Source organism: Dorea longicatena, from assembly GCF_024168045.1.
Taxonomy (GTDB): Bacteria; Bacillota; Clostridia; order Lachnospirales; family Lachnospiraceae; genus Dorea_A.
Window position 1 is genome coordinate 2,114,058 of sequence record NZ_CP100126.1, and the last position, 18,492, is coordinate 2,132,549.

Annotated in this window: 12 protein-coding genes and 2 riboswitches; all 12 genes read right to left on the minus strand. The window is 42.0% G+C overall.

Annotation, left to right across the window (positions count from 1 at the left end; all coding sequences use genetic code 11):
- Positions 1 to 45 precede the first annotated feature (45 nt).
- The gene (gene trxB / locus NKF87_RS10020) at positions 46 to 990 is read right to left on the minus strand and encodes a thioredoxin-disulfide reductase (protein WP_253583528.1); all 945 of its coding nucleotides are present in this window, start codon (positions 988 to 990) and stop codon (positions 46 to 48) included.
- 33 nt (positions 991 to 1,023) lie between these two features.
- The gene (gene grdB / locus NKF87_RS10025; protein WP_081021049.1) at positions 1,024 to 2,334 is read right to left on the minus strand and encodes a glycine reductase complex selenoprotein B; all 1,311 of its coding nucleotides are present in this window, start codon (positions 2,332 to 2,334) and stop codon (positions 1,024 to 1,026) included.
- An 18-nt stretch (positions 2,335 to 2,352) separates the two neighbouring features.
- A complete protein-coding gene (locus tag NKF87_RS10030; protein WP_253583530.1) occupies positions 2,353 to 3,633 on the minus strand; it encodes a glycine/sarcosine/betaine reductase component B subunit in 1,281 nt (426 codons plus the stop codon).
- Between the two features lie 72 nt (positions 3,634 to 3,705).
- A complete protein-coding gene (locus NKF87_RS10035) occupies positions 3,706 to 4,086 on the minus strand; it encodes a GrdX family protein (RefSeq protein ID WP_006426357.1) in 381 nt (126 codons plus the stop codon).
- Between the two features lie 144 nt (positions 4,087 to 4,230).
- Positions 4,231 to 4,343: riboswitch (glycine riboswitch) on the minus strand.
- Positions 4,344 to 4,553: 210 nt separating this feature from the next.
- Positions 4,554 to 5,927: an alanine/glycine:cation symporter family protein gene (locus NKF87_RS10040; protein ID WP_044919436.1), complete on the minus strand. Its 1,374-nt coding sequence runs from the start codon at positions 5,925 to 5,927 to the stop codon at positions 4,554 to 4,556.
- Positions 5,928 to 6,174: 247 nt separating this feature from the next.
- Positions 6,175 to 7,575, minus strand: coding sequence for a glycine--tRNA ligase (locus NKF87_RS10045; protein WP_028087060.1), 1,401 nt, complete (start codon positions 7,573 to 7,575; stop codon positions 6,175 to 6,177).
- A 74-nt stretch (positions 7,576 to 7,649) separates the two neighbouring features.
- A complete protein-coding gene (recO, locus tag NKF87_RS10050; RefSeq protein ID WP_006426361.1) occupies positions 7,650 to 8,369 on the minus strand; it encodes a DNA repair protein RecO in 720 nt (239 codons plus the stop codon).
- Complete coding sequence (locus NKF87_RS10055; RefSeq protein ID WP_155515226.1) at positions 8,341 to 8,511, minus strand: hypothetical protein; 171 nt, start codon at positions 8,509 to 8,511, stop codon at positions 8,341 to 8,343. Before NKF87_RS10055 ends, recO begins: the two co-directional genes overlap by 29 nt.
- A 73-nt stretch (positions 8,512 to 8,584) precedes the next feature.
- Positions 8,585 to 9,481, minus strand: coding sequence for a GTPase Era (gene era, locus NKF87_RS10060; protein ID WP_006426363.1), 897 nt, complete (start codon positions 9,479 to 9,481; stop codon positions 8,585 to 8,587).
- A 33-nt stretch (positions 9,482 to 9,514) separates the two neighbouring features.
- Positions 9,515 to 12,436, minus strand: a complete 2,922-nt coding sequence (locus NKF87_RS10065; protein ID WP_195257111.1) for an insulinase family protein — start codon at positions 12,434 to 12,436, stop codon at positions 9,515 to 9,517.
- Between the two features lie 235 nt (positions 12,437 to 12,671).
- Positions 12,672 to 14,285, minus strand: coding sequence for a Na+/H+ antiporter NhaC family protein (locus tag NKF87_RS10070; RefSeq protein WP_253583532.1), 1,614 nt, complete (start codon positions 14,283 to 14,285; stop codon positions 12,672 to 12,674).
- Between the two features lie 182 nt (positions 14,286 to 14,467).
- Positions 14,468 to 14,653: riboswitch (Lysine riboswitch) on the minus strand.
- Between the two features lie 146 nt (positions 14,654 to 14,799).
- Positions 14,800 to 18,342: a pyruvate:ferredoxin (flavodoxin) oxidoreductase gene (gene nifJ / locus NKF87_RS10075; protein WP_006426368.1), complete on the minus strand. Its 3,543-nt coding sequence runs from the start codon at positions 18,340 to 18,342 to the stop codon at positions 14,800 to 14,802.
- Positions 18,343 to 18,492: the final 150 nt, after the last annotated feature.

The window sequence follows — 18,492 nt, forward strand, 5'->3', positions numbered from 1 at the left end:
CTCCTTTTTTTATTATAATGACCCGGTTAAATTCCGGAGTTTCTCCTAAAAATAATCTGACATGCTGCGTTCGACCTGAACAGCTGCGATCGCACCATCTGCTGCCGCTGTTACCACCTGACGCAGGCTCTTTACACGTACATCTCCTGCTGCATATACACCCGGAATATTGGTATGCATATCAGCATCCGTCTTAATGTACCCTCTTTCATCCATATCAATGATTCCTTCAAAGATCTTTGTATTCGGAACCGTTCCGATAAATCCGAACAGCCCGAACATTCCGTCTTCCGGATCTGCTTCGACTTTTGTTACTTCTCCGGTCTTAACATTCTTCACATACATTGCCTGAAGGATGTCGTCACCTTCCAGTTCTTCTACGACACTGTCCCACATAAAGAAAAGCTTCGGATTCTTGAATGCTTTTTCTTGAATTGATTTTGCAGCCCGCAGTTCATCTCTTCTGTGAATGATCGTAACTTTTCTTGCAAATTTTGTCAGATACATAGCCTCTTCTACCGCGGAATCCCCACCGCCGACTACATATACTTCAAAATCTTCAAAAAAGTTCGCATCACATGTTGCACAATAAGAAACACCTTTTCCCCTGAACTGTCCTTCTCCTTTGCATCCGATCGGTCTTGCATGTGCGCCCGTTGCAATGATCACATTTTTTCCGCGATATCCATTCTTTTCGCTCTTAAGAACCTTGACCTCTCCTTCAAGTTCTACTTCTTTGATCATATCGGATACCCTTTTTGCCCCGAATTTTTCTGCCTGCTCTGTCATTCTTGCAATCAGGGATGGTCCGGATTCCCCTTCTACAATCTGACCCGGATAATTTTCAATCTCGTCAGTAATTGCGATCTGACCTCCATCCTGACCTTTTTCGATGATCAGAACATTGAGCCGGCTTCTTCCTGCATACAGTCCCGCCGCCAGACCGGCAGGACCTGCACCCAGAATGATAACGTCATAAATCTCACTCATTTTACGTTATATCTCCTTCTATATTCACATGTACTATTCAAAAACTTTCTGTCCGTCAACTTCCGTAGTCAAAGCTTCCAGAGCTTTTTCTACGATTCCACGGCGTAATTTCTTTTCTTCTTCCTGATCCAGTGCCGGATTACCGAGTGGATGTGGAATAGCGATCGCCGGTACGATTCTATTTGCACCAACTGTCATAGAAATCGGAGTAACTGTACAGATATGTACAACAGGAATTCCTGCTCTTTCGATTTCTTTTACCATCGTTGCACCGCAACGAGTACAGGTACCTCAGGTGGAGGTCAGGATAACGGCATCTACTCCGTCAGCCTTTAATTTCTGCGAATACTCTGCTGCAAATGCTTTTGCGGATGCTACAGATGTTCCATTTCCTACAGTTGTATAGAACAGATGATGAAGCGATCCGATCACACCTTCTTTTTCCATATCGCGAAGAACATCTACCGGAAGTACACGGTCCGGATCTTCATTCGCATATACCGGATCATATCCGCCATGTGCAGTCTCATATGTCTCTTCTGTAAGATCTGTAACTCCTGTAATATCATACTCTCCATAGTGAGAAGCACTTGAACTTTCTATGTGGTCCGGGTTTCCCTTTGGAACGATACCACCGGAAGTAACCAGGGCAATCTTCGCATGTGCAAGATCCTTCACTGCCGGATTTGGTTCTACTCTGTCAAAATTCGGCATCGGATATTCTGTTACATATGGCTTGTCATTCAATTTCTTGATCAGCATCTTAACGGCACGTTTGGATCCTCTTTCTTTTTCGAAGAAGTTTACACGTACACCATTTGGGATATATCCTTCTTCTGCAGATGAACCGATTTTTTCTCCTTTTGCCAGTTTCACTGCCAACGGAGCAAGTTTCTTCACTGCATCCCTCATACCTGCCGCACTGTTCTTTGTTGAGATCATGTAGACATCATTCTTGAACATATCTGCTCCAGGGTTTTCTACATACATACCTGTAACTGCAGGAATTCCAAGTTCCTCCTGAACAGCTGCCGCAATTGTACCGCAAGCCACACCATAACGTCCTGCATTGAATGCCGGTCCTGCAATAAATACATCCGGTGCCTGCTCTTTTACCATTGCAAGAATATCTGCTTTTGCTTTTTCAAGGTTCTCATTGAAGTAAGAATCTCCGCAAATAACTGTTGCAATAATCTCTGCTTCATCTTTAAAATTCTGTGTCAGTGCCAGACCAGGTCCTACAACTTCCCCAACACGAATTTCTGCAGGATAGTCTGCTTTTTCCTCTCCACCAATCTGTGCAAAGAACTGGTTGATATAATGAACTACTTTTATCTTAGACATATTCTTATCCTCCCTCTTCTATCTTGCACTCAGCTTATTGAAACCTGTCTCATTTGTTGCACCTGTGATGACCTGAAGTTCTACTTCAAGAGATCCATCTTCGCGAAGTGTATCTTCACTTGCTCCGGCGATCTTTGTCACATAATCTAAAGTTCCAATTACTTTATCAAGTTTTGGCAGGATAACAACTTCATTTGCATTACCACCTGTTACAACCGCATCTGCTGCCACATCTGCGTCCGCAAGAGACTGTGATTTTCCATCACGTCCGGCATACTCATCTGTAATAATTACAGTCTTGATGCCTTCTGCTTCGATCTTCTTACAGTTCATAATAAGGTCTGTATCCGGATTACCAAATCCTTCCTGTGATACGATAACGCCATCCAAATCTAACATCTTACACAGTTTTGCTGTCCAGTCAGAAGATCTTTCTTTATCTGCAAGGTATACATTTTCATTTGTAATGATCTGACATACAAAGTTCAGTGTCTTTCCATGTTCTTCAAACAGATCATGAACAACCGGATTATTCTCATGTACATATGTAGGATTCTTATCACATGCAGATACACAGTTACCGGAGACGATTGCTCCGTCCATGATCTCTGTAGGACTTAAGATTGTAGGAAGTGTCTTCTTTGCATCCACTCCGTATACATAAGTGTCATGTAAGAGTCCCTGGCTTTGAAGCATCTGGACATATGCAACTCTCGGAAGATTCGGATACTGTGTGATTCCTTCTTTGATACCGCATGTCTCATATACTTTTGTCTCATCCGGTGTAAGATTCCGTGCTAATTCTCCGATGTACGCTGCAACCCTGAATCCCGCGAAACGGACTGCCTTTTCATATTCATGCTGTTTGATTCCCTCTACAGGTTCACAGACCATAACAAGATTCAATGTCTTGGAAAATGGTGTGTAATCAGCTCCCGGTCCGGTCATGTCAATGATACCTTCCTGGAAACCGACGATTCTTCCTGCTGTTACAACAGCCATTCCTTTTAATGCATATGTCTTTCCGGAACCAACGGTATCAACTTTTGAAATAATTCCCGGGAATACCCCGCCTTTTCCCTCAACTTTTACTCTTGGTTCGATCACATCTTTTACCGGTGTGATTCTTACTGATTCTCCTGGTTTCGCAATATCAAAAGTGACTGTTTTGATATGCTCATCTTCCAATGCTACCGCTTTTACAGCTCCTTTATCTACATACAGGATTCCATCTTCAATCTTTGATGTATCCGCAAACTGGATATCCTTAATGTAAATATTCCCCATTTCTAATCTCACGATCTTTTCCTCCTTTTTTCATCTTCTTTTATAAAACGCTGCCCGTTTTACAACCTCTTTTATCACTGTCTTCTACCAGACATCCGCAGACGCCAGTCCGCTCTCTAATAAAGTCCAGTCAACCAATTGAAAATCCTTATAAACTTCTTCTTTGTAATACTTACTTTTATCTTGAAATTTCTGACATACCAGAATCGCATTTTCAATCAATCTGACAGATTCCCCATCCACCTTCTCCTTTCTCTCAGATATCAGCACAGATTTGTACGGTGTTTCCTTTGGTTTTACACTTCCTGATAATGGATGTGTCAATAATCTGTGGCCTTCGTAAATTCTGTCCCTTACTACCTTCAGAAGTTCTTCATAAGAGAGTTCCAGATAGATTACCTCATGTGTATCATCCAGCCTGGATCGTACAAGCGGATTATTTGTGATCACCATATACTTACTCATTCATGTCCATCCTCTCTTATGTTATTTCAACCAGCCTTAGAAAATAAAAAGGACGCTCCACGCCAGTTACTGCGTTCAAACGTCCTTTTCTGTCTTTCGTCCTGTTAAATCTAATTCCTCTTACAGTACAAGATTCAGAATGTAGTCCCTTTCTCCGTCCTTTTGCCTGAAAGTTTCGTCCGGTTTTTCTCCATTTTTTTCGATACCGGTTTGCCTCTTCGGCGGCTGCCCTGGCAGCTCTCTCTTGAGAAATATCATCCCACTCTTCTTTTCAGTTATAGAAAATTTTTATATCATTTATTTTCTTCCTCTATATTACATCATTGTTATTTATATTGCAATACTTTATCTTTTTTTATCTTTTTTTAGTTGTTTTGAACAATTATGTAATCTGCTTTTTGTATATTTTTCTATTTTCCCTCCGTTTTTCGTTTTCACTTATTCATTATTCACAAAGTCTTTTTTCTTTATTTTACTTTTTTATTTTTTAAGAAATTATGATAGTAATCGTCATGCAATTCTTTCATCTGGCTGCTCAGGAAGAACAATGCAAGAATATTAGGAATTACCATCAATGAATTGAAACAGTCTGCCATATTCCATACCAAATCAACCTGTGCAAGTGAACCTAACAATACACAGAGCGAAACCAGAACCGCATACGGCTTTACTGCATTTTTTCCAAATAAATATTTCACATTGGCCTGCCCAAAGAAATACCAGCCAATAATCGTCGAAAATGCGAAAAAGAACATACAGATTGCAATAAATACATTACCGAATTTTCCGAATACACTCGAAAATGCATACTGGCTGAGCGCTGTACCTGTAAGCCCTGTCGGAATCGACTGTGTTGTAATAATCACCAGTGCCGTCAGATTCAGAATTACAAAGGTATCAATGAATACACCGATCATTGCTACAAATCCCTGCTCTACCGGATGTTCTACTTTCGCTACCGCATGTGCGTGAGGCGTCGATCCCATACCTGCTTCATTCGAGAACAGTCCTCTTGCCACACCTTTTGTGAGTGCAAGCTTTACCGTTGCTCCCACTGCTCCGCCACTGACTGCAGACGGTTTAAAAGCACCTACAACGATAGAATAAAATGCATATGGGATTTCTTTAAAGTTTGCAAAGATTACAATCAGTGATCCGATAATATAAAAACATGCCATGATTGGAACAATCGTCTCTGTAACTTTTGCAATTCTGGAAATTCCTCCGACAAATACAAACAATGCGATAACCGCTATAATGATCCCCACCACTATCTGTGGTATACCAAATGCAGTATGAAATGCTGACGCTATCGAGTTGGACTGTACCGCATTTCCCATAAATCCCAGTGCAAAAATGATCAGAACAGAAAAGACAGCTGCCAGGATTTTTCCAAAAGTACCTTTGAAAGCCGCCTGGATATAATAAACCGGTCCGCCTGTTACATGCCCGTCTTTTCCTACATGCTTATATTTCTGAGCCATAATAGCTTCTCCGAAAATGGTCGCCATTCCAAGAAATGCCGCAATCCACATCCAGAAAATCGCTCCCGGTCCGCCTATTGCCAATGCTGTTGCCGCTCCTGCAATATTCCCCGTTCCTACCTGTGCTGCAATAGCCGTTGCAAGTGCCTGAAATGATGACATACCGTCTTTTCCCGCCGTTCCTTTTTTCGAAAACAGTCCGCCAAACGTTCTTTTCCACCCGGCCTTAAATCCACGTATCTGGATAAATCCGAGCCGGATCGTAAATATAACACCTCCTCCTAACAGCAGAATGATCAAAATATAATCTGCCAGATAATGTTGAATCAATAATACGATATTATTCAGTTTATCCAAAGTCTTTCCTCCTTACTTATAGATTTTACGAATAATGAATTAAGTCTTTTCTATAAATATACTCTTTCATTCATTTTAAATCAATATTTTATTTTATATTTTATTTTTTTGTACATTATGCACAAATCAATTTCTACATACCTGCATATATAAAAAAAGACCGTGAAACCGCCATGCATGCACTTTGGCATACATAGCCGATTCCACGGTCTCTTGTTTTATCTCTTATGCTTCGATTTTCTGATTCTTACCACTCGAATTTCTTCTCAAAGTAAGCATCCAGATCTTCAATCTTGATTCTTTCCTGTTCCATGGTATCTCTGTCACGGACAGTTACTGCTCCGTCTTCTTCAGAATCGAAATCGTATGTTACACAGAATGGTGTTCCGATCTCGTCCTGACGACGGTAACGTTTTCCGATATTTCCACGGTCATCATATTCGCAGTTGTATTTCTTGCTTAACTGTGCAAATACTTTCTCTGCGCCTTCATTCAGCTTCTTAGAAAGCGGAAGCACACCGATCTTAACCGGTGCCAGTGCCGGATGGAAGTGAAGAACTGTACGTGTATCAGGCTTCTCCTCTGTTCCGATCTCTTCTTCATCATAAGCACTGCAAAGGAATGCAAGTACCATACGGTCTGCACCGAGTGACGGCTCGATAACGTATGGGATGTATTTTTCCTTTGTCTCATCATCAAAGTATGTCAGATCCTGTCCGGATACATTCTGATGCTGTGTTAAGTCGTAATCTGTACGGTCAGCGATTCCCCACAGTTCTCCCCATCCGAATGGGAATAAGAACTCAACGTCTGTTGTTGCTTTACTGTAGAAAGAAAGCTCTTCTTTATCATGATCACGGTAACGTACTTCATCATCTTTCAGTCCTAATGCAGACAGCCAGTTCAGACAGAACTTCTTCCAATAATCAAACCATTCAAGGTCTGTGTCCGGTTTGCAGAAGAATTCCAGTTCCATCTGTTCGAATTCTCTGGTACGGAATGTGAAGTTACCAGGTGTGATCTCATTACGGAATGATTTACCGATCTGTCCGATACCAAATGGCAGTTTCTTTCTAGAGGTACGCTGTACATTCTTGAAGTTTACGAAGATTCCCTGTGCAGTCTCTGGACGGAGATATACCGTATTCTTCGCATCCTCTGTTACTCCCTGGAATGTCTTGAACATCAGGTTGAACTGACGGATATCAGTAAAGTCATGCTTTCCACATGTCGGACATGGAATCTGATTCTCATCGATAAAGTTCTTCATCTGCTCCTGTGTCCATGCATCTACCGCACCATCCAGTTCAATGTTATTCTCTGCACAATAATCTTCGATGACTTTATCCGCACGGAAACGTTCGTGACACTGTTTACAATCCATCAGAGGATCACTGAATCCTCCGAGATGTCCACTTGCGATCCATGTCTGTGGATTCATAAGGATCGCACAGTCCACACCTACATTGAACGGAGATTCCTGAATGAATTTCTTCCACCATGCTTTTTTTACATTGTTTTTCAATTCTACTCCGAGATTACCATAATCCCATGTATTCGCAAGCCCGCCATAGATCTCAGATCCCGGATATACAAATCCTCTTGCTTTCGCCAATGAAACGATCTTATCCATAGTCTTTTCTGCCATTTTTTCATCCTCACCTTCTCAAAATATTCGTAATTGAATTTAATTATAGCGTCTGCCCTCTTTGTTTTCAAGCCTTATCGTACAATTGTTTCCAATATCTCCAATGATTTGAAGCGTTTTCCCAGATATTCATCCAGATACGCTTTCGTCAGATTCTTTAGTTCTCCAAGCACATCTTCTTTTACAACGAAAGTATATAATTTCTCAACCGGGGAACATACGATGTACTGCAATGTATATAATGTCGACGGAAGCAGCCGGATTCCATCGGAAATATGGCCGGCACACTGCGTGCATATCACGCCGCCTCTCCGTATACTAAATACTTTTTCCCGCTCCTTATCCCCGCACATGATACATTCCATCACCTGCGGACCTTCCCCGTTCACGGTAATGGTCTTCAATTCGTAAATGCACCGTATCAGTTCATTCGGGATATGTATGTTCGTCAGTGCCCGGAGCGTCTGATACAGAAGCTTCAGCATCTCGGTCTCATCGTTCGCTTCTCTTGCATAATACCCGGCCAGATCCATAAAATAGAATCCGTAATAGGCACCTTCTACATCCGTACGCAATTCCTGGAAATAATTGGAAACAGAGGCCGACACCAGCGTATAAGATGTCCGCCCCTCATATACAGTAAACTCTCCAAATGAAAAAGGGCTCGTCACTCCCATCAGTGCACTGTTCGGTCTTCTTGCACCACGTGCGAATGCCGAGATTTTCCCTCTTTCTCTGGTCAGTATTACCACTCGTCTGTCATATTCACCTATCGGTGCTGCTGTCAGTATCATGCCAGTCAGTGTAATCTGATTTACCAATTGTATCTCCTTCTTTGTATCTGTTTATCGTCTCCTCACAGATACTCATACCTTTATAATACAGATAATCTTCTATCTTACCTGATGCGACGAATCTGTCCCAGTACTCTTCCATATGATCACCTCATCCTTTGCCAGGGCATATTTTTTAATGCTCTAAGATTAGGTTCTCCCATGGGCACTGCTTTTTATTCATCTTCGCGGTATCCAAAATTTTTCATCAAAAATTCACTGTCTCTCCAGTCTTTCTTTACTTTGACCCAGAGCTTGAGATTCACCTGCTGATCCAGCATTTTCTCAATCTCATAACGAGCAGTGCTTCCGATCTTTTTCAACATACTTCCTTTTTTACCAATAATTATCCCCTTGTGTGAATCGCGCTCACAGATAATTGTTGCATCGATGTGCATCACTTTATTTCTGACTTTCATACTGTCAATGGCAACTGCGATACCGTGCGGAATCTCTTCCTGCAAGCAGTGCAGTGCTTTTTCACGGATCAGTTCGGCCACAATCTGACGCTCCGGCTGATCTGTAATGGTATCTTCATCATAGAACTGTGGTCCGTACGGAAGGTATTTCATGATCACTTTTACAAGCTCATCGGTATTGTCACCGTTTCTCGCAGATACCGGAACGATTTCTGCAAAGTCATAGACATCTTTGTACGCAGCGATGGCCGGAAGAACATCTTCCTTCTTTACACTGTCTATCTTATTGATGACCAGTACAACCGGTGTCGTTACTTTCTTAAGCTGACTGATGATATGCTGTTCACCTGCTCCGATAAATGTTGTCGGCTCTACCAGCCAGAGCACCACGTCAACTTCATTCAATGTACGTTCTGCCACATTGACCATATACTCCCCAAGCTTGTTCTTTGCTTTATGGATTCCCGGTGTATCCACGAACACAATCTGACCGTCATCTGTTGTAAGTACAGTCTGGATACGGTTACGTGTCGTCTGTGGTTTATTCGATGTAATCGCGATCTTCTGTCCGATCAGCTGGTTCATCAGAGTTGATTTTCCAACGTTTGGACGGCCAATCAATGTTACAAATCCTGATTTATAATCCTTTTTCATATTTTCTCCTGTTCTTTTTACTATTGAAGACACCTAAAATGTTGTCACATTTTTAAACATATCTTTTGCTTCTTCTATCTTCTCTTCGCTTCCGATCACGCAGATCTGTCCGGCTTTCATTACCGCTTCTACGACATCTGCCAGTTTTCGGATGTCTTCCTGACCTGCCTCCAGGATCTGAAGACGTTCTTTTTTGATCGTCTCTGCACTGACTTTATTCATGTACAGATTAAATGAACGTTCTCCTTTTGCAGACGGTGTCATCGGCTGGTCAATGTTACTCATGGTTCCGATAATATATTTGTTCATGTCACGGTCACTGACAGTAAAGTTTCTCAGATAATCTGCGATGCCTTCATAGACTTCCATTGTTCTTTCCAGGTTCGGATCACGGTAAGATACAAAATATCCTTCTCCGGTACGGCTGAATCCGCTCATACATCCATAAGCTCCGCCTTTGACACGGATATTCTGCCACAGGTAATCATAACTTAAGATCACCTTCAATATCTGCAGTGCTCCTGTATAGTCAGCTCCATTGTCAATAAAGTTACCGACTCTTGCCACATACTGAACTTTGGAAGCAGTCTTGAATCCTTCATTCTTCATCTCACAGTGCAGTACGCATCTGGTATCTTCCACCGGATCTTCGAACATTGCTTTCTTCAGACCTTCTACCAGCTCTTCCATGCCGTTCAGGCCCTCTTTTGCAGCCGTGTAACTGATCATCATATTGTCTGCACGGAACAGCTTATGAGCCAGCATCTGAAGCTTCTGTACCAATACGTCTTTTTCTTCTTCAAAATGTTCCTCGATATAAGCGATCTTATCATAGAACTCGATACCGCTTGTCATGTCTTTTAACTTAGATGACGGAGATGCATAAGACATCGCACGAAGCACTGCTGTTGTATGTCCGGAAGACTGGAATTTCATAAGAAGTCTTGACTTCTGCATTGCAAGAATCTCTCTGATTCTCTTGGTATCTCCCAGTTTCGAACGTGTCAGGATCTCCTCCATCATCCGGAATACGACTGGCAGCTTCTGATATAATGCCTTTCCTTTGATTTCAAATGTTGCTTTGAATTCTTTTTCCGGCACTTTGGAAATGTCTGTATACAGTTCCAGTGATGTTCCGATACCGCCGGTATGCACGTTGATCTCATTAAAGAGTTCTCCGTACTTATAATTCTCGGTATCAATGACTCCAAGTACTCCCTGCAAGATTCCGACATACGGAAGATCTGCTTCTTCCACACCTGACATATCGAATAACACATCCACGTATCCGATGCCATTTGTCTCAATCTCATGGTAAACTACCGGTACATCTGCGATTCTTTTTTCTTCATTGATGATCGGCTCAATCTCTTTTGAAATATCTTCTCTTGAAAGAACCGGGATCTTCTCAAGATTTTCTACTGCATCCGGTGCTGACTGATATGCCTCTAATGCATTGGAACGCTCTACCAGTTCTTTTCTTTCTTCTTCTGTAAGGCTTTCTTTGTATGCCTGTAACTTCTCCTGAAGTTCTTTGTCCATTCTTGCAGTACGTCCTTTTTCCGGCTTGATCAGCACAATCGCACCGTGCGTATTCTCTAACAGATATTTGCGGATCAGTTCTTCATAATATCCTGTTCCGACCTGTGCCTTTAAGAACTCGAATGTATCCAGCGCTTCGATATGGATAAATGGTTTTTCGTCATCGTATAACCAGCTGTCCATAATCTGCAGTCCGTACATCAGTCCCTTCGGATAACCTCCGAAATCCGCCTCTCTGTAACGGAACTCATTATAATTGATTCCGGCTTCTAGAGCTTTCTTATCCATTCCATTTTCAACAATATCTTTTAATGTATCCTCGATTACTTTCACAAATGCTTCTTTCTGTTCTACATTCGCATTCTTCGCAATGACAGAAAAGATTGGCTGGTAAATTCCGTTGTCATACGATCCCATAATGTCTTTTCCGATCCCGGCATCCGTAAGTGCTCTCTTAAGCGGTGCTCCCGGTGCAGATAACAATGCATAATCCAATACTTCAAATGCCAGATACAGCTTCTCATCCAGACTTGTTCCAATAACTTTATTGTAAGAAATGTAAGTATTATCCTCTTCTGATTCATCGCTTGCTATGGAATATGGCATCTCTTTTTCGATTACTTTATCAAATGGTTCCTGATAGCGGATCTTGGAATCTACCGGCGCATAGTCGAATTTGCTCAGATATTCCTGATCCAGCCAGTTTAATTTTTCTTCCATGTCCATATTTCCATACAGGTAAATGTAACTGTTTGACGGATGATAATATCTTCTGTGGAAATCCAGGAACTGCTCATACGTAAGTTCCGGAATCACTTCCGGATCCCCGCCAGATTCGTTCGCATATGAGGTATCCGGGAACAGTGTATTCAATACCACTCTGTCCAGCACACCTTCCGGTGAAGAGAATGCTCCCTTCATCTCATTATATACAACACCGTTGTAAGCCAGATCATCTTCCAGAGAATCCATCTTGTAGCTCCAGCCTTCCTGACGGAAGATCTCTTCATGCTGATAAATATTCGGATAGAATACCGCATCCATATATACATGCATCAGATTCTGGAAATCCTTATCATTACAGCTTGCTACCGGGTAAACCGTCTTATCCGGATAAGTCATTGCATTTAAAAATGTATTCAGTGAACCCTTTACCAGTTCTACGAACGGATCCTTCGCCGGGAAATTCTTAGATCCACACAGTACGGAATGTTCCATGATATGTGGTACTCCGGTACTGTCTGACGGCGGTGTACGGAATCCGATATTGAATACCTTGTTGTCATCATCATTTTCTATCAGTAAGATCCTTGCCCCGCTCTTCTTATGCTTTAACAGCATTCCGTGGGATTTGATCCCTTTTAAATCTTCTTCCTTTACTAATTCGTAAGCACTTAAGTCTTTTACACTCATGAATTTCTATGTTCTCCTTTCGTCTGCAATCTTCCATTTCCCCAAAGCAGAAGATTCTTCTGCCCCGCAATATATCTACTGGAATAATTGCCACTCATGCAAGATATTATAACACCTTTCTTATTATTCTGCACCTATCAAAAAAAGACTCCAAAGCAACTTTTGCGCCACATACTTTTATGCAAGGCAAAGAGTCTTTGAAGTCTCTGCTAATTTTAATTTTTTAACAAATCATTTATGAATGGCTTTCTGTTCTCTTCTTCATGAGCAGTAAAGCTGCTACCAGAAGTACCATACCGATCGGAAGACAGATCAATGCATTCTGAACAAATCCGGCAATTACATAAGTAATGCAGGAAACAACTGCAACGGTTGCCGCATACGGTAACTGTGTCGTTACATGGTTGACATGATTACACTGCGCTCCCGCGGATGCCATGATCGTTGTATCCGAAATAGGCGAACAATGATCTCCACATACAGCTCCCGCCATACAAGCTGAGATAGAGATGATCATCATAGTCTCGTTCGTTCCCTGGAATACCGCTACTACGATCGGAATCAGGATTCCGAATGTTCCCCATGATGTTCCAGTTGCAAATGCAAGGAAGCATCCTACGAGGAAGATAATTGCAGGCAGGAAGTTTAATAATCCTCCAGCTGCGGACTGCATAACATTAGCCACATACTCTGCTGCGCCAAGACTGTCTGTCATTGCTTTTAATGTCCATGCAAATGTCAGGATCAGGATTGCAGGTACCATAGCCTTGAATCCTTCCGGAACACATTCCATAGATTCACGGAACTTAAGTACTTTTCTAAGTGCATAGAATACAATCGTAACAACCAATGCGAAGAAACTTCCAAGCATCAGACCAACCGATGCATCACTTGCCGAAAATGCTTTAACAAAGCCTGTTCCACTAAAGAAGCCTCCTGTATAAAGCATACCGCAGATGCAGAAAATGATCAGAACCACTATCGGGAATACCAGATCGATCACTTTTCCCTTTTCTTCTACGATCTCATTCTCAGCATTTGCATATGGCCTGTCCGGTGTAGTATAGATATCACCCTTTACAGCATTATCTTCATGTAATTTCATCGGGCCATAATCAATCTTAAGCACTACGATCAAAACCATTGCAAGAATTGTGAGTAAAGCATAATAGTTATATGGAATCGCACGCATAAAAATAGAAAATCCATCTTCACCTTTTACAAATCCTGTTACAGCCGCTGCCCATGATGAGATTGGAGCGATGATACATACCGGTGCCGCTGTCGCATCGATCAGATACGCCAGTTTCGCACGTGATACATTGTGCTTATCTGTGATCGGACGCATAACACTTCCAACTGTCAGGCAATTAAAATAATCATCAATAAAGATCAGGATTCCAAGCACGATCGTTGCAAGCTGTGCCCCAACTCTTGTCTTGATGTGAATACTAGCCCAACGCCCAAATGCTGCCGAACCTCCTGCATTATTCATCATGCAGACCATAATTCCAAGAATAACCAGGAATACCAGGATTCCCATATTATAGCTATCTGTCAGTACTCCTACGATTCCATCTTCAAATATATGCAATACTGCCTTTTCAAAATGGAAATTAGACCAGAAGATTCCTCCGATCGCAATTCCGACAAACAAGGAACTATACACTTCTTTCGTGATCAGTGCAAGACCAATTGCCACAATTGGGGGTACCAGTGCCCAGAATGATGAATACATCTTTGGTACATACTCTTTTCCTCCATCTGCCGCAAATACGGTAATTGCACCGCATGCAAAGATCATGAGGCAGGTGAGTACGGCAAAGAGTAATTTTTTTCTTTTTCTCATAACTCTCTCCTTCGTTTTTTTCCAAAAAAATACCATGAACAATTTCCTCTGCGTGGATTGCTCATGGCATATATCATCTTATAAGCAGGACGTCCGTATTTTCAGATCATTCAACACTTCATTTATGTCCTCTATATAACTCTAAATACAAATTACATAATTAAACTCTTATATCTTCTATATACTCCGATAGCGCTCCACTTACTGAAGTGACAGTCCGCAGCATATTCTGCTGCGTCCCAGGAAGTATATCTCGAATATAATAAGGGATGATATCTTCCTTCGGCAGTTTTCCCTTTCAGGCAGAAATGATTTCCCTTTATCTGTTGTTCTGCCTTACTGATGAAACCTGCGCCTCTATCTAGTCTCATTATTCATATAATAATATTTTTATCATCTTTGATCTATTTTGTCAATACAATATGGCAAATGCATGGCAACGCAAAACTCCCGCAGATCCTTTCGAATCTGCGGGAGTCATGATTTATACTATTCTATTGCTAATCAGATATGATTACTCCTCTACTTTGTAAAGGTCTGTCAGTTTTGACAGGTAATCGTATCTTTCCATAGCCTCTGCCTCATTCTTAGCGAAGAGTCTTGCAGCCTTTTCCGGATTAGCTCTCTTAAGAGCATTGTAACGAACTTCTCCGTCAAGGAATGCCTGGTAATCTTCTTCCTTAGGCTGTTTGCTGTCAAGAGTGAACTTGCTTCCCTTTTCAGCTGCAGGATTGAATCTGAAGTTGTTCCAGTATCCGCATTCTACTGCTAACTGTTCCTCTGTCTGAGCTTTGCTCATACCCTTCTTGATACCATGGTTGATACATGGAGCGTATGCGATGATCAGAGATGGTCCCGGATAAGCCTCAGCCTCTGCAATTGCTTTTACAGTCTGGTTGAAGTCTCCACCCATAGCGATCTGTGCAACGTATACATATCCATAGCTCATAGCCATGCTTGCAAGGTCTTTCTTCTTCGTCTCTTTTCCGCCTGCTGCGAACTGAGCTGTAGCACCAGTCTTAGTAGCCTTAGAAGACTGTCCACCTGTGTTAGAGTAAACCTCTGTATCGAATACCATGATGTTGATGTCTTCACCACTTGCTAATACGTGGTCAACTCCACCAAATCCGATATCGTAAGCCCATCCGTCACCACCGAAGATCCACTGAGATTTCTTAGCGAGGAAGTCTTTGTTCTTAACGATGTCTTTGCATGTATCGCAGTCACATCCGTCTAATGCTGCAACTAATTTATCTGTAGCATCTCCGTTTGTAATACCACATGCGAATGTATCGAGGTATTCCTGGCAAGCTGCCTTAACCTCTGCTGAAGCCTGCTCTGATGCTGCAACAGTTTCAACTTCTTCTTTCAGTCTCTTTCTGATTGCTTTCTGAGCAAGTAACATACCATATCCAAACTCTGCGTTGTCTTCGAACAGTGAGTTAGACCATGCAGGTCCCTGTCCCTTAGAGTTCATTGTGTATGGTGTAGACGGTGAAGAGTTACCCCAGATTGAAGAACATCCTGTTGCATTAGCGATGTACATTCTGTCACCAAATAACTGTGTGATCAGTTTTGCATAAGGTGTTTCTCCACAACCTGCACAAGCTCCTGAGAACTCAAGTAATGGCTGTTTGAACTGGCTTCCCTTAACTGTCTCTGGTTTGAATTTAGCAACAACTTCTGGTTTAACCTCGATCTCACGTCCGAAATCAAAGATATCCTGCTCTGCTGCATTTTCTTCCATGTTTGCCATAACAAGAGCTTTTTCACCCTTCTTACCTGGACATACATTTACACAAGATCCACATCCTGTACAGTCATATGCTGATACAGTCATAGTGAATTTCATTCCCGGCATACCGATCATATCGATTGCTTTTGTTCCTTCTGGAGCTTTTGCAAGTTCATCCTCTGTAAGTGCTACCGGACGGATAACTGCATGTGGGCAAACGTATGCACAACGGTTACACTGGATACAGTTTTCTGACTGCCATACAGGGATATCTACTGCGATACCACGTTTCTCATATGCTGCACTACCTGATGGTGTAGATCCATCTGCATAGTCAGTAAATGTAGATACTGGCAGAGTATTTCCTTCCTGAGCATTAACCTTAGACTGGATGTTCTTAACGAATGCTACAACATCGTCTTTTCCACCCTTAACTTCTGGTGTGAATAATCCTTCGTCTTCACAAGATTTCCAAGATTCCGGAACTTCGATCTCAACTACCTGTTTAGCACCGGCATCGATAGCATCGTAGTTCATCTGTACGATCTTGTCACCTTTTCTTCCGTAAGTAGCTTTTGCAGCTTTCTTCATCAGATCGATTGCTTCTTCTTCCGGAATGATAGATGCCAGTTTGAAGAATGCTGACTGAAGGACTGTATTGATACGTCCGCCAAGTCCGATCTCTTTACCGATCTTAATACCATCAATTGTGTAGAACTTGATGTTGTGATCAGCGATGAAGGCTTTTACCTGTCCTGGTAAATGTTTCTCAAGACCTTCCATATCCCAAGAGCAGTTCAGAAGGAATGTTCCTCCGTCAACTAATTCCTGAACCATGTTGTATTTGTTTACATAAGATGGGTTGTGACATGCTACAAAGTTAGCCTTGTGGATCAGGTAAGTAGATTTGATTGGCTTCTTACCGAAACGCAGGTGAGACATTGTAACACCACCAGACTTCTTAGAGTCATAGTCGAAGTAAGCCTGTGCATACATGTCAGTATTGTCACCGATGATCTTGATAGAGTTCTTGTTAGCTCCTACAGTACCGTCAGCTCCAAGTCCCCAGAACTTACAGTTGATTGTTCCTTCTGGTGTTGTAACCAGTGGTGCACCAACTTCAAGTGAAAGATTTGTAACATCATCGTTGATACCGATTGTGAATCTTTCTTTGTCTGCGTTGTTGAATACTGCAACGATCTGTGCAGGTGTTGTATCTTTAGATCCTAATCCGTAACGTCCGCCGTTAACCGGTACTGCGTCGAACTTAGATCCCTTTAATGCAGAAACAACATCCAGGAATAATGGCTCTCCCTGAGCTCCTGGTTCTTTTGTTCTGTCAAGTACGTTGATGTATTTTACTGTGTCAGGAATTGCATCAATTAATGCCTGTGCACAGAATGGTCTGTAAAGACGAACCTTAACAACACCAACTTTTTCCCCAGCTGCTGTTAAGTAATCGATTGTCTCTTCGATTGTGTCACATACAGAACCCATAGCAATGATAACTTTCTCTGCGTCTGCTGCTCCGTAGTAGTTGAAGAGTTTGTAATCTGTTCCGATCTTCTCGTTAACTTTGTCCATGTACTCCTGTACGATAGCCGGCATAGCATCGTAGTATGGGTTACATGCTTCTCTTGCCTGGAAGAAAATGTCCGGGTTCTGAGCTGAACCTCTCTGGCATGGGTGATTTGGATTCAGTGCATGATTTCTGAATGCATCGATTGCGTCCATATCTACCAGATCTTTCAGATCTTCGTAATCCCATGTCTCAATCTTCTGAATCTCGTGTGATGTACGGAATCCATCGAAGAAGTTGATAAATGGAAGTTTTCCTTTTAATGCTGCGCAGTGTGCAACTGGTGTTAAGTCCATAACTTCCTGTACGCTGGATTCGCAAAGCATTGCTGCACCAGTCTGACGACAGGCGTAAACATCAGAGTGATCTCCGAAGATATTCAGTGCATGGCTTGCAAGCGCACGAGCGGATACGTTAAATACTCCAGGAAGCTGTTCTCCTGCTACTTTATATAAGTTAGGAATCATTAACAGAAGTCCCTGTGATGCTGTAAATGTTGTTGTCAGAGCACCAGCAGAAAGAGATCCGTGTACTGCTCCTGCAGCACCAGCTTCTGACTGCATCTCTGTTACCTGAACAGTCTGTCCAAATATGTTCTTTCTTCCTTCTGTAGCCCATTCATCTACATGTTCCGGCATAACGGATGATGGTGTAATAGGGTAAATTGCTGCAACTTCTGTATATGCATATGAAGCATGAGCTGCGGCCTGGTTACCATCCATGGTCTTCATTTTTCTTGCCATTTTCGTTGTTCCTCCTTGATAATAGTACAAATCATATATTGACGTGTATGGTTTTATTATATCTCCTGTATCATCAAAAGTCTAGCGATTCCGACTGTTATTTTGTTCATTTTTTGGTACAAATACAGATTCTCGTATCATTTTGTCGGC

Excerpts from the sequence above, each read along its gene's own strand:
- trxB (WP_253583528.1), bottom strand. The coding sequence starts at position 990 with ATGAGTGAGATTTATGACGTTATCATTCTGGGTGCAGGTCCTGCCGGT.
- NKF87_RS10035 (WP_006426357.1), bottom strand. The coding sequence starts at position 4,086 with ATGAGTAAGTATATGGTGATCACAAATAATCCGCTTGTACGATCCAGG.
- NKF87_RS10045 (WP_028087060.1), bottom strand. The coding sequence starts at position 7,575 with ATGGCAGAAAAGACTATGGATAAGATCGTTTCATTGGCGAAAGCAAGA.
- recO (WP_006426361.1), bottom strand. The coding sequence starts at position 8,369 with ATGATACTGACAGCAGCACCGATAGGTGAATATGACAGACGAGTGGTA.
- NKF87_RS10055 (WP_155515226.1), bottom strand. The coding sequence starts at position 8,511 with ATGGAAGAGTACTGGGACAGATTCGTCGCATCAGGTAAGATAGAAGAT.
- era (WP_006426363.1), bottom strand. The coding sequence starts at position 9,481 with ATGAAAAAGGATTATAAATCAGGATTTGTAACATTGATTGGCCGTCCA.
- NKF87_RS10065 (WP_195257111.1), bottom strand. The coding sequence starts at position 12,436 with ATGAGTGTAAAAGACTTAAGTGCTTACGAATTAGTAAAGGAAGAAGAT.
- NKF87_RS10070 (WP_253583532.1), bottom strand. The coding sequence starts at position 14,285 with ATGAGAAAAAGAAAAAAATTACTCTTTGCCGTACTCACCTGCCTCATG.
- nifJ (WP_006426368.1), bottom strand. The coding sequence starts at position 18,342 with ATGGCAAGAAAAATGAAGACCATGGATGGTAACCAGGCCGCAGCTCAT.